At 63.4% G+C, this 12958-nt stretch carries 14 protein-coding genes and 2 pseudogenes; 6 read left to right on the forward strand and 10 right to left on the reverse strand.

The window, feature by feature from the left end:
- Nucleotides 1–115: 115 nt before the first annotated feature.
- The 4 genes and pseudogenes from EJ069_RS05360 to EJ069_RS05375 all read left to right on the forward strand — a co-directional run bounded on the left by EJ069_RS05360 (nt 116) and on the right by EJ069_RS05375 (nt 2845).
- The gene (locus tag EJ069_RS05360) at nt 116–505 is read left to right on the forward strand and encodes an Mth938-like domain-containing protein (RefSeq protein ID WP_126060412.1); all 390 of its coding nucleotides are present in this window, start codon (nt 116–118) and stop codon (nt 503–505) included.
- Nucleotides 506–565: 60 nt separating this feature from the next.
- Nucleotides 566–1389 (forward strand): annotated as a pseudogene (locus EJ069_RS05365) (phytoene/squalene synthase family protein).
- Between the two features lie 80 nt (nt 1390–1469).
- The gene (locus EJ069_RS05370) at nt 1470–1895 is read left to right on the forward strand and encodes a hypothetical protein (RefSeq protein ID WP_126060413.1); all 426 of its coding nucleotides are present in this window, start codon (nt 1470–1472) and stop codon (nt 1893–1895) included.
- Nucleotides 1895–2845, forward strand: a complete 951-nt coding sequence (locus EJ069_RS05375) for a sterol desaturase family protein (protein WP_189476172.1) — start codon at nt 1895–1897, stop codon at nt 2843–2845. The genes EJ069_RS05370 and EJ069_RS05375 overlap by 1 nt, the downstream gene beginning before the upstream one ends.
- 97 nt (nt 2846–2942) lie before the next feature.
- Here the strand turns inward: EJ069_RS05375 and EJ069_RS05380 are convergent.
- The 9 genes and pseudogenes from EJ069_RS05380 to EJ069_RS05420 all read right to left on the reverse strand — a co-directional run.
- Nucleotides 2943–4064 (reverse strand): annotated as a pseudogene (locus EJ069_RS05380) (nucleotidyltransferase family protein); the annotation flags it as partial.
- 382 nt (nt 4065–4446) lie between these two features.
- Complete coding sequence (locus EJ069_RS05385) at nt 4447–5181, reverse strand: glycosyltransferase family A protein (RefSeq protein WP_126060416.1); 735 nt, start codon at nt 5179–5181, stop codon at nt 4447–4449.
- Complete coding sequence (locus EJ069_RS05390; protein WP_189476178.1) at nt 5182–5361, reverse strand: hypothetical protein; 180 nt, start codon at nt 5359–5361, stop codon at nt 5182–5184.
- Nucleotides 5358–5999 carry a glycosyltransferase family A protein gene (locus tag EJ069_RS05395; protein ID WP_126060418.1) on the reverse strand — a complete coding sequence of 214 codons (642 nt, stop codon included), beginning with the start codon at nt 5997–5999 and terminating at the stop codon, nt 5358–5360. Before EJ069_RS05395 ends, EJ069_RS05390 begins: the two co-directional genes overlap by 4 nt.
- Nucleotides 5918–6994: a hypothetical protein gene (locus EJ069_RS05400; protein WP_126060419.1), complete on the reverse strand. Its 1077-nt coding sequence runs from the start codon at nt 6992–6994 to the stop codon at nt 5918–5920. Before EJ069_RS05400 ends, EJ069_RS05395 begins: the two co-directional genes overlap by 82 nt.
- A 5-nt stretch (nt 6995–6999) precedes the next feature.
- Complete coding sequence (locus tag EJ069_RS05405) at nt 7000–7431, reverse strand: PqqD family protein (protein WP_126060420.1); 432 nt, start codon at nt 7429–7431, stop codon at nt 7000–7002.
- A 175-nt stretch (nt 7432–7606) separates the two neighbouring features.
- Nucleotides 7607–9016, reverse strand: a complete 1410-nt coding sequence (gene trmFO / locus EJ069_RS05410) for a methylenetetrahydrofolate--tRNA-(uracil(54)-C(5))-methyltransferase (FADH(2)-oxidizing) TrmFO (RefSeq protein WP_126060421.1) — start codon at nt 9014–9016, stop codon at nt 7607–7609.
- Nucleotides 9017–9412: 396 nt separating this feature from the next.
- Nucleotides 9413–9553, reverse strand: coding sequence for a DUF1127 domain-containing protein (locus EJ069_RS05415; protein WP_082056374.1), 141 nt, complete (start codon nt 9551–9553; stop codon nt 9413–9415).
- Between the two features lie 51 nt (nt 9554–9604).
- Entirely contained in the window at nt 9605–9745 is a 141-nt protein-coding gene (locus EJ069_RS05420) for a DUF1127 domain-containing protein (RefSeq protein WP_126060422.1), read from the reverse strand.
- Nucleotides 9746–9978: 233 nt separating this feature from the next.
- On the opposite strand from EJ069_RS05420, the gene EJ069_RS05425 reads away from it, so the two are divergent.
- Both EJ069_RS05425 and EJ069_RS05430 read left to right on the forward strand, forming a co-directional pair.
- Nucleotides 9979–11097: a DUF2157 domain-containing protein gene (locus tag EJ069_RS05425; protein WP_126060423.1), complete on the forward strand. Its 1119-nt coding sequence runs from the start codon at nt 9979–9981 to the stop codon at nt 11095–11097.
- Nucleotides 11094–11675: a GDYXXLXY domain-containing protein gene (locus tag EJ069_RS05430; RefSeq protein WP_126060424.1), complete on the forward strand. Its 582-nt coding sequence runs from the start codon at nt 11094–11096 to the stop codon at nt 11673–11675. Before EJ069_RS05425 ends, EJ069_RS05430 begins: the two co-directional genes overlap by 4 nt.
- A gap of 23 nt (nt 11676–11698) precedes the next feature.
- Here EJ069_RS05430 and EJ069_RS05435 read toward each other — a convergent pair whose 3' ends face one another.
- Nucleotides 11699–12907, reverse strand: coding sequence for an MFS transporter (locus EJ069_RS05435; protein ID WP_126060425.1), 1209 nt, complete (start codon nt 12905–12907; stop codon nt 11699–11701).
- Between the last annotated feature and the right edge of the window lie 51 nt (nt 12908–12958).

Genomic DNA, 12958 nt, shown 5'->3' on the forward strand with positions numbered 1-12958 from the left:
GTTTCGTTGAACCGTCCTGCTGATCCAACCTTTTGTTGGAGCGTGATCTTTTCCGAAAACCGGTTCCCTTTTTTCGGGATCATGCTCTGGAGCCGGATTGTCGCGCTGTAGTCCCATGGCCAAAGGCATCATCATCCGCGAGGCGCATTTCCCCGGCAAGGCGGCGATCGAAGCCTATGGCAATGGTGGCTTTCGCTTTGCCGACATGTCGCATCGCGGATCGCTGCTTGTGCTGCCATCGGGCATCCATGGCTGGGAGCCCGCCGATCCGCTGGCGCTGAAGGGCTCGGACTTCGACAAGTTGCTCGCCGAAGCCGACCGCGTGGAGATACTGCTGGTCGGCATGGGCAAGGATTTGCGGCCGTTGCCGCCAGCGCTGCGCGCCGCGCTCAAGGAGGCCGGCATCTCCGCCGACCCGATGTCGACGGGCGCTGCGGTGCGGACCTACAATGTCCTGCTGGCCGAAGACCGCGCCGTGGCCGCCGCGCTGATCGCCGTCGACTGAATGGCCGCCGCTTCCGACATCGTCAAGAATGGCGACATCGTCAACAATGGCGACATCGTCATGGACGCGGTGCGCGCCGCCGACCATGACCGCTATCTGTCGGCGCTCTACGCGCCGGCCGACAAGCGCGACGCGCTGCTCGCGCTCTACGCCTTCAACGCCGAAATCGCCGGCGTGCGCGATCGCATCCACGAGCCGCTGCCAGGTGAGGTCAGGCTGCAATGGTGGCGCGACGTCATTTCGGCCGACGGGGATGCCGGGACGGGCCACCCGACCGCCGATGCGCTGCGCGCGACGATTGCCGCAAATAAGCTGCCGAAGAGTGCTTTCGAGAACATGCTCGAGGCGCGCATCTTCGATCTCTATGACGACCCGATGCCGTCGCGGACCGACCTCGAGGGCTATTGCGGCGAAACGGCCGCAGCACTTATCCAGCTTGCGGCCATGGTGCTCGATCCGGTGGCGGCGCCGGTCTTTGCCGAACTCGCCGGCCGGGCCGGTTGCGCCCAGGCCATCACCGGGCTGCTGCTTCTGCTGCCGCTGCACCGCCGGCGCGGCCAGTGCTTTGTGCCCGCAGACATCCTCTCTGCAGCCGGCACGACGCCGGAAGAGTTCGTCAAGGGAGAGGGGGGGCTGCCGCCGAGCGCGCGGTTGTGGCGGTGATCGCGCTGGCGCGGGAGCATCTCAACGCCTTCGAGAAAGGAGCGCCGGCGCTTCCCGTTTCGCTGCGGCCGGCCTTTCTGCCGTTGGCGCTGACCCACGCCTATCTCGACAAGATGGAAAAGGCTGGCAGCTCGGCGCTCCGCAGGACGGCAGCGCTCTCCACCTTGCGCCGGCACTGGCTGCTCCTGCGTCATGCGATGCGGGGCTGGATGCCCCTTTGACGTAAACGTCAATCGTGCTAGGAGTTTGTCGCGTGGACCCGCGTCAAAGAAATGCGGGCCGCCGGAGGAGCCGCGTTCCCATGAGCCTGCCAGTCCTGGTCGTCCTCGTCGCGTTCGGCATCGCATTGTCCGTCGCGGCCGTGCATTTCACCGGCGGCACGACCACCGCGATCCTTGCCGGCGCGGATCAAGCGCTCGCACGCTTTGCCGAGGATTTTCCCGACGAAAGGCCGGGCGCCGTGCGGCTGACCGCCGACAATCATGCCGCGTTTCTCGACCTCGGTCCGCAACGCTGCGGCATCGTCCAGAGCATCGGCGACTGTTTTCTGACGCGCATCGTCACACCGAACGACATTCTGGGGCTGACGAGGGACGGGGATGTGGTGTCGCTGCGGCTGAAGGACTTCACCTGGAAAGGTGGGCGGTTTGCTTTTGCCAACGAAGCCGATGCGCGAGCCGTGGCGGCGACCCTGCAGAACAGCGATCGGATCCGGGAGGCGGCGTGATGGACGAGCATAATTTCCCGCAGGTGACCCAGCTTGCGATCCCCTTCTTCGTCGCTGCGATCCTGATCGAGCTCTGGTTGGTGCGCACCGGCCGCGCCAAGGGATCGTTCGAGACGCGCGACACGCTGACCAGCCTGATGATGGGCACCGGCAACGTCGTCGCCGGCCTGCTGCTCGGCGTCGTGTCCTACTCGGCGCTGCTGTGGCTCTGGCAGTTCCGCTTCTTCAATCTAGGCCTGCCCATCTGGGTGTTCATCGCTGCCTTCCTGCTCGATGACTTGCGCTACTATGTCTATCACCGCATCGCGCACCGGGTGCGCTGGGTGTGGGCCGAGCATGTCAATCATCATTCCAGCCAGCATTACAATCTCTCGACGGCCCTGAGGCAGAGCTGGACCGGCCTGTTCACCTTCACCTTCATCCTGCAGGCGCCGCTGGTGCTCGCCGGCTTCCATCCGGCGGTGATCGCCTTCGTCTTCGGCTTCAACCTGGTCTGGCAGTTCTGGATCCACACCGAGACGATCGGCAAGATGTGGGGCTGGTTCGAGTTCATCTTCAACACGCCCTCGCACCACCGCGTCCACCACGCCACCAACCCGCGCTATCTCGACGCCAATTATGCCGGCACGCTGATCATCTGGGACCGCATGTTCGGCACCTTCGTCGAGGAACTGGAGGAAGACCGGCCGCGCTACGGCATCGTCAAGAATATCGGGACCTTCAATCCGCTGAAGGTCGCGTTCCACGAATGGATCGGCATGTTCAAGGATGCCCTGGCGCCGGGGCTGACGCCTGGCGAGCGCTTCAATTATCTCATCCAACCGCCGGGCTGGAGCCATGACGGCTCGCGCGACACGTCGGAAACGCTGAAGGCGGCCTATGTCAGGCGAAATCCTTCCCAAGCAGGCAAGCCGGGATTGCCGCCAGCGCGTGCTGAGCCGGCGGAATAGCCATCGCCAAGGGGAGGTGCTGCCGCGATGCGCGCGATGCCGTCTTCGCTCAGCCAAGTCGAGCCGCTCCGCGCCTCCGACAAGATCAGCAAGCCCTTCATCGCGTTCCCTTTGCGGCGTCTTCGCGGGAAATGCCGTCTATGAGCGCCTCTGGAGGTGCGTCGGGACGAAATTCCGAGCTGACCAGCCAAAAGCGAGGTGCGGCGTAGCGCGCGGCGTTCTCCTCAGTCAGCATTCGTGCGGATCGCAGCGGCCGGCTTTCAAGCCAGACTCTTGTTGCGCCAGGGGGAGTGTCAAGCTGGATCTCGCAAAAGACCTCCAATGCCGTGCCCGCGCGGGGAAGCTTCGGGCGCACATGAAAGGCGGCAACATGCCCGGCGTCGCTGTTGATCTCGAAGGCGAGACGCCGCCATTTCACCGACGCCGGCAATCGGATGTGCAAGCGCAAGATGCCGGCGCGATCGGAAGCGGGGAGAGGCAGATCGGCGCGCAGCATGCCTTGGCCAGCAGGCAAACCCCTGCTGAATTTCGTCTTCAGGCGCGGTCTTAGTTTCTGCTCGCCGCGTGGTTCGGACTGGGCCAGCTCAAGCGACTTGCGGCGCGTCTTTGCAAGCCAACGAAGGGCAGCACCGGCCGGAGTCTCGCTTTGCCTGGGCCTCGCTTGAACGAAAGCCATCCACGCGGCCATCGGCCGGGGTAGGGCCGCCTCAAAGCGTTCCATCGCCTCTTCATCAACCGCATAGCCTGCCCGCGCTTTGAGCCAGCCAAGCGCGATCAAGGCCGGTACCGCAATGTCGCGGGCAAGAACTTCGTCGGAAAACAGCCTCCAATCGAAGCCGGGTTCAACGATGAGGCGGGACAGATCGACCAGCCAGTCACTGTTGGCATGGGCGTCGAGACCGCCATTGGCGATGGCGATCACCGCCAGGTCTTCCCGGACCGGCAGTCCGCAGGCCACCGAATTGAACTCGACCGATCTGGCCCGCGCCCAGATCCGGTCATCGTCTCCGAAACTGCCCTGGCCCGGACGAAAGATGCAGCCGTGAAGATCGATGTCGCCGTAGCGGCCGTTGTGAAGATTGACGCTGCGCAGCCGTCCTGCCAACGTCAGCATGCGCATGGCGCTGGAACCGCTCGACGGCTCCCAGCCCAGTTCAATGAACACGCCCAGGGCATCGCCCAGCCGGTTCCTCGGGACCACGATATCGAGGTCGTGGAACGAGCGTCCCCCCGTCCAACGGGATCAGCGGCACGCGCGGCTCCCTTGGTGAGCATCATCGGCACGCCCGCGTCAGCCAGCGCCGCGAATGCCGGTTGGCACTCTCTCATCAGAAGCATGGTTCGCGTCCATAGCATCCGTTGAAGCCCGGCAAGCCTCGGCGAATCCGGCAGATCCCTCAAACCGGGTCCAAGCCTGTTCCAGGCGGCGAGAATCAGCCGCTGCTCGCTGAACGTGCAATCGTCCAGGTCGTGCGTGCCGATCCAGGCGCGCAGTTCCCTTTCGGCTGCCACCGGATCGACGTGCACGGCGGCCAGCAGGAGGCGCTCGTGATCGCTCGCGGGCCAGGCGCGATCAAGAGACGGGTACAAGAGAGGCCAATTCATTGCCTCCCTCTCTCTCCTTCATCATCACCCCTCTTGGCCATGATCGCCCGGCGTGCGATTTCAAGAAAGTCGGACGCCATGCCGGACGGTGCGCCGCCGGCTACGGCTACCCTTCTGGACAATGTGCCTGGTCGAATACGACGTCGATGAACCGTCTCGTCCAGCATGGTCATTTTCATACCCGCGGCAATAGCCCTGCGGTACCAATCTATGAAGGAACCAGTGCGCAGGCTTTCATCGAACAGGATGCCGAGCCGTTCGACAGCGCCTCGCCGCACCGCAAGCGAACTCGCGAGATAGCCCGGATAGCGGCCTTTCTTATAGTGGAGAGAGTCAAAGGCTTCGGCTGGGTATTCCGGGCTTTCGAAGGTTTCGCTGTGGCCCAGCACGGCGTCCAGCGAGGGATCCGAATCCAGCGCGGCCCGCTGCAGGGCCAGCTTGTCGGGCATCCAGAGGTCGTCGGCATCGAGGAACGCGAGAACCGCGCCCGTGGCGGCCTTTATGCCGACATTGAACGCGGACGGCGCTCCGCCATTGCCCTTCCTGATTATGCGCGGGTGCGATAAATGGGCCTGAGCGACCTCGACCGTGCGGTCGGTCGAGCCGTCATCGACGACGATGACCTCCCGCGGCGAATGGTCATTCTGTTCCGCAATGCTGTCGAGCGTCTCATGAAGCGTGGCGGACGCGTTCCACGCAGGAATGATGACGCTGAAAAACGGCGTTTCCACTCACTCCTCCATCAGATGCTTGAACGGAGGCAACGGCTTTGTGTTGCCGCTTCTGCGCCGACGAATGAGCGACTGCATCAGGGCGCGGTTGAAGTCGCGCTTCTCCTCTGCCGTATAGGTGCTTGTCATCGACTCTGCATGCCGACGATAGCACAGGGTCACCGCATTGAGGATCGTCATCGGAATTTCGGCTTCGCGGATCCGGAGCATGAGGTCGACATCTTCGGAATAAAGGAAGTTCTCGTCGAACATCCCGACCCGGTCGAAAACTGTCCGGCGATAGAGGTCGCACCCAAATGAACATGGAAAAGTTCATCTGTTATCGCCGCGGGATCGGGTGCTGGAGCATCCGTCATTTGTCGGTCGAAATAGCTGACGAAGCCGGAAACGACATCCATATGAGGTGTTCGGGCAAAGCGTGCGAGATGCAGCGACAACTTGTCGGCCGGCCAGAGGTCATCGCAATCCAGGAAGCCGATGAACTCGCCGCCGGCGATCCGCAGACCGACATTTCGAGCTGGCCCCGGGCCGCGCGTCGGCCCGTCGAGGACACGGATCGCGGGGAAACGCGAGGCCAGGGACTGGACGATCTCACGCGAGCGGTCGGTCGAGCCGTCGTCGATCACCAGGATTTCATGCACCGGCCACGCCTGGGCGAGCACGGTTTTCAACGCGTCGGCGATGTATTTCTCGCCGTTTCGCACCGGCATGATGACGCTGATCGTTGGGGCGTCGCTCATGCTCTCAGTTCCCGCACGAACCCTCGCAGCACGGTTGCCGCTTCCATCGGATCGTTGCCGATCAGGAACTCGTGGCATGGAAGCGAGCGCGACAGGCTGGCGGCCTGCTGGAATATCTCGTTATGACCGATCCGCAAGATCTTCGACGTGCTTGGCGAGAGCGCACGGATCATGTCGAACCGTGAAGCGGGACAGATTGTCGAAACATCCCCACCGGTGAGCTTGCAGGAGACAAGAGCTTTCACCGCGATTTGCGGGACCAGCGCATCCGGTATCGTCGTGCTGATCGGGACGAGCGCCTTTTCCCCCGGGCGACGGTCCCGGTTCACTGCTTGCGCGGCAAGCCCACTGAAGAGGATCTCCGCCATCCCGGTGAGTTTCATGGTGTCGAAGAGCGAGTGGCTCCGCCAGTCTGCCCCAGACTGCGACACCAGCACAATATCATCGCCCGTGGTCTGCATCCCCGCGGAAATCGCGGCAGCCGTCAGCGTCGATTTGCCGGAACCTCCCGGACCGGCGAGCATCACGCCCACGCCATTTTCGCCGACAACGGCGGAATGAAGCATCGCATGGCCCGTGGCCAACGCGCCCCAATGGATGTGGTGGCGCAGCGGAGACCCGTATTCCCAGACCGGCAGCCGGGCAGCCGCTCCGACCCAATAGAGGCCGGTGCCGGTGGACCGGTCGTGCAGATGCCAGATTCCGCGGCTCTCGTCGGATACGATTGCGACGCCGGCCTCGATGTCCCATACGGTCCGGGTGACGGCATCGGCCTCGTCGGCTTCAAAGGGCCATTCGGCGGGCGGAGCCGGAAAGCCGTCGTCCTCATGCGAGACTGCATAGACAGTGATCGAGCGGTCTTCCGCAGTGGCTCCCGTTGTTTGCGCATGACGCAGAACCGGCAGGATGACCGGATCGAGCGCGGTTCCGCATGTGCGCAGCCGCAGCGTCAACCCGCCAAGGCGAAAGCGATGCTCAGCGCCGGATTCGGACCACCGGAAACCCGCGTCGGCAATGACGCGGCGGACGAATGCTGCAGGCGCCGTACGGGGATCGACGGCGGCTCGGACCATTCGGATCAGCTGTCTCCCAATTCCCGCCGCAGTGGCCATCCACCGCTCGGATCCACGTCGTGGATGGGGTCGAGGACAATCAGCTCCTGCAAATCCGTGTGGATCTCCAGCTCCGGCCTCACGAACGATGCGCGGCTGGAAATGTCGGGCAGCTTTGGCGATGCGATCGGCGAGGCCGGCTGAAGTATGCCTTCCTCCGCGAGGAGGTCGAGGAAACGTTGCACCGAGGCAACGTCGTCGTCGTCCAAGTCGGGATAACCCGTCCTCAATGCCGTCTCGATCATGGTGGGATCGACAGGCTTACGCAACATCTCCCAGATGAGCTGCGCGCTTCCTTTCATGCCGTAATACTTGCCGGTCGCAAAGTTCACCGCGACGACTTCACCGTCGAAGATCTCACTCGACAAATTTGTTTCGTCCAAGACGACGCCCGACATTATACCACCCTTCGCCCCATAAATCCCGGGTGATACACCATGAGACCGTATGGGGGAAGCGTTCCTTGGTCAAAGTATCACAGGCAACTTCGTTCGGAGCGGTCCTCAGTCGCTGGTGAAAGGTTTGCCGCTGGTCTCGCAAAAGCTGGGGCGGACGCGAGAAGTCAGCCACAGATCAAGCTGCCGCTTCCGTTCGGGGAGCCTGTCCCAACCACTCCCTGCAATCGGCCAGCGCTCTCGCTGTGATCGCATGACGTTTGGCGACGGTCTTGTCCTTGCCGCGCAGGCGCTTGCCGTCGGTCTTCGGCGCTTCGACCGGCGGGAAAAGGCCGAAATTGACGTTCATCGGCTGGAAGGAGCGTTTGCCGGGCTCATCGTCCGACACGATATGTCCGCCGGTGATGTGGTTGAGCAGCGCGCCGAAGGCGGTGGTCGCCGGCGGCAGAGCGGGCGCCTGGCCGAGCCGCTCGGCGGCGGCAAAGCGGCCGGCGAGCAGGCCGATAGCGGCGCTTTCCACATAACCTTCGCAGCCGGTGATCTGGCCGGCAAAGCGCAGGCCCGGCCGCGATTTCAGCTGCAGCGAGGGGTCGAGCAGCGTCGGTGAGTTGATGTAGGTGTTGCGGTGCAGGCCGCCGAGGCGCGCGAACTCGGCGTTTTCGAGCCCGGGAATGGTGCGGAAGATGCGCACCTGCTCGGCATGCTTCAGCTTCGTCTGGAAACCGACCATGTTGTAGAGCGTTCCCAGCGCATTGTCCTGACGGAGCTGCACCACCGCATAGGCTTTTACCGAGGGATTGTGGGCGTTGGTCAGGCCCATCGGCTTCATAGGGCCGTAACGCAGGGTCTCGACGCCGCGCTCGGCCATCACCTCGATTGGCAGGCAGCCGTCGAAATAGGGCGTGCCTTCCCACTCTTTGAACTCGGTTTTCTGGCCTTCCAGCAGCGCCTGGACGAAGGCGAAATACTGGTCCTTGTCCATCGGGCAGTTGATGTAGTCCTTGCCGTTGCCGCCGGGGCCGACCTTGTCGTAGCGCGACTGGAACCAGGCCGTGTCCATGTCGATCGTGTCGAAATGTACGATCGGCGCGATGGCGTCGAAGAAGGCGAGCGCGTCGGCACCGGTCGCCTCGGCGATCGACTGCGCCAGCGAAGGCGCCGTCAGAGGACCGGTGGCGATGATCGCCTGGTCCCAGTCCGCCGGCGGGAGCCCAGGCACTTCCTCGCGCTGGATTGTGATCAGCGGATGCGCTTCGATCTTCGCGGTGACCGCGTCGGAAAACCGGTCGCGGTCGACGGCCAGCGCGCCGCCGGCCGGCACCTGGTTGGCATCGCCGGCGCTCATGATCAGCGAGCCGGCCAGCCGCATTTCGGCATGCAGCAGGCCGACCGCGTTGTTTTCGGCGTCGTCGGAGCGGAAGGAGTTCGAGCAGACGAGCTCGGCCAGACCATCGGTCTTGTGCGCGTCGGTGCCCCGCACCGGGCGCATCTCGTGCAGCACGACCGGAACGCCGGCCTCGGCGATTTGCCATGCCGCTTCGGATCCGGCGAGGCCGCCGCCGATGACGTGTACGGGATTTTTGCTCATGAGCGCCGGAATAATCGCTTGGCGGCCCGATTGCAATTGCCGGGCGGCGACGGCGAGAAACTGGCGCCAAAAACGACAACACCCGCCGGGGGAGGAGGTCCGGCGGGTGTCGTTTTGGGGGTCGATCCTCGGGAGAAGGTGAAGATCGACCTAATTCGCCATCGCCGGGGAGGAGGTCGGCTTTGACGAAATTCCTTTCGCCTCTTTCAGAAGGGGCGAAACCTTCGAAGACGAACTTCGTTCGCTTGAAGACGAACTACGTTCGCTTCTGAACAACGCCCGCCGGGGGAGGAGGTCCGGCGGGCGCCGTTTCGGTGGTCAACCCTCGGGAGGAGGTGAAGGTTGACCTCATTCGTCAGGGTCGGGGAGGAGGTCGACCCTGGCGAAATTCCTTGCTTAGATCGCCTTGCGGGCGACCATCTTGATCTCGTCGCGGACGATGCCGAGATCATGGAGCTGACGGTTGGAAAGCCGACCCAGCTCGGAAACCGTCTCGCGATAAACGCGCCAGTTACGGTAGCTACGGATCAGGTTCATTGTCTTAACTCTCTTCAAAACTGGTTCGGACCATTTGCGGTCCGAAGCGGATTAGACCGCCTTGCGGGCGACGAAGTGGATGTCGCTGCGGCTGATGCCGAGGTCGGTCAGTTCACGGTTCGACAGGCGGTTCAGCTCGGAAACGGTTTCCCGGTAGCGGCGCCAGTTGCGGTAGTTGCGGATCAGGTTCATGGTAGTTCTCGTTTCGTCTTTAGTTCGGATCATTCCGTTTGTGTACGAACAGAAAATAAGTGGGATCATATCGGTTTAAAAGTGCCGTTGGCGCATGGCAGCAATGCAAATTGTGCAATGCAACATTAATGGCCATTCACGCCTGCGTCACAAAGAAGGCCGAATCGAAAAATGCCGCTGCGTCAACGGTTTGGCTGTCTCGACTAAGGAAGTGGTCAGGCTGGGGGAAATGCATGGCGGGCTATGCCACAAGGGTGAGGGCAGATATCGCGCGCTGGCGGGAGATCGGGCTGATCGATCCCGCCACGGCGGAGGCGCTGATGCGCGATGTCGCCGCCAACGAGCGCGCGTCGCTGAGCTTCGGCTCCATCCTGGCGATGATGGCGGCGCTTTTGTTCGGCGCGGCGATCCTGATCTTCGTCGCCGCCAATTGGGAGGCCTTCCCGCGCCTGTTGCGCGTGGCGGCTCTGTTTGCGGTCATTCTTACCGGCTATGTCGGCGGCGCGGTGCTGAAGGCGCGTGACCATGCCGCGATCGGCGAAGCGCTGTGGATCGTTGCCGCAGCGGCGTTCGGCGGAGCGATCGCGCTGATCGGCCAGATGTACCACCTTTCTGGCGACGAGGCCTCGGCGCTGGTGACGTGGTGCGCCGGCACGGCGCTGGCGGCGGTCGCGCTGCGCTCAAGCCCGCTGACGGTGGCGGCCGTGGGCATCGCCGACGCCTGGCTGGTTCTCAAGGGGTTCGGCTTCTACTGGCACGCGGAAACGCCGCATCTTTTCATCGTCGTGGCGATCGTCTTGTTCGCCATCTCGTTCTGGACGCGCAGCCGCGCCGCGCGCCATCTCGTCATTCTGTCGGTCATTCTCTATCTGGTTCTGCTGGCCACGGACCGCGAGACGCTGCCGGTGGCCATGTCACTGGCCATCGTCTCAGTACTGCTCTTTGCCGCTTCGGTCTTTGCGGGCGATGCGATCGACAGGATCCTCCAGCTCGGCGGTCGGCTGCCCTTGCACGCCTTGCTCGGCTTCCTCACCGGCATGGCGATCATCCAGTTCGAGCTGGCGGATGAAAGCACATACAACAGCGGATTTGCCGTCGCTTCAATCGTGGCGCTGGCCAGTATCGTGGCGGCAATCATGCTGGCGGGGCGCGAGAGCAGGGGCTTGCGCTGGCTGGCCTATACCGGCTTCGCCTTCGAGCTCGCCATCATCTACAGCGTCACCTTGAGGTCGATGCTGGATACGGCCGGCTTCTTCCTGGCGGCGGCGGTGCTGCTCGGCATGCTGGCGCTGGTCATCATCCGCATCGAAAAGCGCATGAAAGCGCCTGCCGGAACAGGAGCAGCGGCATGACCGGCAAGAAACTGATCATCTCCGCGCTGGTGCTGGCGCTTGTCCAGATCGGCTTTCTCAGCTGGATCATCGCCGGCCGCGCCGCGATCCTGCGCAACGGCAAGGAAGTGCTCCTGAAGGTCCAGCCCGTCGATCCGCGCGATCTGCTGCGCGGCGACTACATCTCTCTCAACAACAACATTTCGCGCATTCCGGTGAAGCTGATCGCCAACATACCGCAAGGCAAGTTCTCTAGCGACGACACATCGATCGTGGTCCGGCTGAAGAAGGGCGCCGACGGTTATTGGCAGCCGACGACCGCTTGGTTCGGCCAGGCGCCCGCGCCGGCAGGCGAGGGCGAAGCAGACATTGCCGGCCATGTCGTGGAGGGCTGGGGCCTTCGTGATACGGACGCGACGATCGCGCCCGACTATGGGATCGACCGCTTCTATTTGCCGGAAGGCGAGGGCGTGGCAATCCAGGACGACATACGCGTGCGGCCGTTCGGCATCAAGCTTGCGCTCGCATCCGACGGCACGGCACAGATCAAGGCGCTGATGGACGGCGACAAGACGCTGTTCGAGGAGCCGCTCTACTGAGATGTGTCAACATTCGACCCACCTTAAGTCGCGGTTCCAGCAGTGGCCCTGGCTGGTCGGCCCCGGTTCAAGCGCAGCAGGGCCACAAACGCGCCGCAGGAGCAGAGCATCGCGAGGCCGAGCACGGCTTCGCTGCCAAAATGCGCCAACAGTCCGGCCAGCAATGGCGGCGATATGGCGGAAATCAGGTTGAGCGGGAGAGCGATGTTGGATGCGGCCCGCGCGTAAGCCGCCTGGTCGTAGAACACCAGAGGTATCGTCGCGCGCGACACGGCAAGAATGCCGCTGCCCAAGCCATAGAGGAGAATGAAGCCGGCAATCGACCAATGCGTGCCGTGACCCAGAATGAGAAGCAGCATGGCGAGCGGCAGCGCCAATCCGGCGAAAAGCGCGGTCGTGATCCCGTCCCAGCGTCCGCCGCCCAGAAAGTCGACGCCCCTGGCGCCGACCTGAAGGATGCCCAGCATCGAGCCGAAGGCGACGGCTTCTCCGGTGGGAAGTCCCTCGGCCTTGAGCAGTTCGATCAGTATGGCGCTGAATCCGAATGTGACGAAGGCATTGAGCGTGATCGCCGAAACGATCAGACGGAAGATGCCTGCCGGCAGGGCAGGTGTTTTCCTGCCCGCCGGAACCGTTGACGAGGCTTTCGGCGATGGCGACCGGCGCGGCAAGCCGAAGGCATAGAGCGGCAGGCAGACCACGATCATGGCCGCCGCGTAGACGAGGCAAGTCATGCGCCAGCCGATCAGCCCGGACAGGAAGGCGGCGGCTGGCCAGAAGATGCTGCTCGACAAGCCGGTCATCAGCATAAGCACGCCAATGGCGCTCTTGGCGCTGCTGCCGGCGATCTCGTTCAGCATGATGTAGGCCGCCGTGGTCAGCATCGCGCTCCCAGCCGTGCCAAGGATGACCCATGCGGTAAAATAGAGAACCGGCCCGTGCGCGGCCGCCAGCGCCACGAAGCCCGGAGCGGCAAGGATCGTGCCCAAGATCATCACCTTGCGGGCGCCGAAGGCATTGAAAGCCTTTGCCAGCGGCGGCGCCCACAGGCCCATGACCACATAGAATACCGAATTGCCGGCGAACACCGCCGCTATGCTGATTTGAAGGTCGGCGGCTATCTGGCTGCCGACGATCGCCAACAGCCCGACCGATCCCCAGCCCATGAGCTGGGCGATCGCAAGCACGATCAGGGTTCGAACGATGGTCCTGTCCAGAATCGCGATGCGCATGCGGGTGGCCGGTCGACTGCAAACCCGCCTGCTAGCAGAGCCTTAGTGTCG

The sequence above is a fragment of the Mesorhizobium sp. M2A.F.Ca.ET.043.05.1.1 genome, assembly GCF_003952445.1.
Taxonomy (GTDB): domain Bacteria; phylum Pseudomonadota; class Alphaproteobacteria; order Rhizobiales; family Rhizobiaceae; genus Mesorhizobium.

What these genes read in the sequence shown, in the direction of transcription:
- EJ069_RS05360 (WP_126060412.1), top strand. Translation starts at nt 116, where the DNA reads ATGGCCAAAGGCATCATCATCCGCGAGGCGCATTTCCCCGGCAAGGCG.
- EJ069_RS05370 (WP_126060413.1), top strand. Translation starts at nt 1,470, where the DNA reads ATGAGCCTGCCAGTCCTGGTCGTCCTCGTCGCGTTCGGCATCGCATTG.
- EJ069_RS05375 (WP_189476172.1), top strand. Translation starts at nt 1,895, where the DNA reads ATGGACGAGCATAATTTCCCGCAGGTGACCCAGCTTGCGATCCCCTTC.
- EJ069_RS05390 (WP_189476178.1), bottom strand. Translation starts at nt 5,361, where the DNA reads ATGACGATCCTCAATGCGGTGACCCTGTGCTATCGTCGGCATGCAGAG.
- EJ069_RS05395 (WP_126060418.1), bottom strand. Translation starts at nt 5,999, where the DNA reads ATGCCACGAGTTCCTGATCGGCAACGATCCGATGGAAGCGGCAACCGT.
- EJ069_RS05400 (WP_126060419.1), bottom strand. Translation starts at nt 6,994, where the DNA reads ATGGTCCGAGCCGCCGTCGATCCCCGTACGGCGCCTGCAGCATTCGTC.
- EJ069_RS05405 (WP_126060420.1), bottom strand. Translation starts at nt 7,431, where the DNA reads ATGTCGGGCGTCGTCTTGGACGAAACAAATTTGTCGAGTGAGATCTTC.
- trmFO (WP_126060421.1), bottom strand. Translation starts at nt 9,016, where the DNA reads ATGAGCAAAAATCCCGTACACGTCATCGGCGGCGGCCTCGCCGGATCC.
- EJ069_RS05415 (WP_082056374.1), bottom strand. Translation starts at nt 9,553, where the DNA reads ATGAACCTGATCCGTAGCTACCGTAACTGGCGCGTTTATCGCGAGACG.
- EJ069_RS05420 (WP_126060422.1), bottom strand. Translation starts at nt 9,745, where the DNA reads ATGAACCTGATCCGCAACTACCGCAACTGGCGCCGCTACCGGGAAACC.
- EJ069_RS05425 (WP_126060423.1), top strand. Translation starts at nt 9,979, where the DNA reads ATGGCGGGCTATGCCACAAGGGTGAGGGCAGATATCGCGCGCTGGCGG.
- EJ069_RS05430 (WP_126060424.1), top strand. Translation starts at nt 11,094, where the DNA reads ATGACCGGCAAGAAACTGATCATCTCCGCGCTGGTGCTGGCGCTTGTC.
- EJ069_RS05435 (WP_126060425.1), bottom strand. Translation starts at nt 12,907, where the DNA reads ATGCGCATCGCGATTCTGGACAGGACCATCGTTCGAACCCTGATCGTG.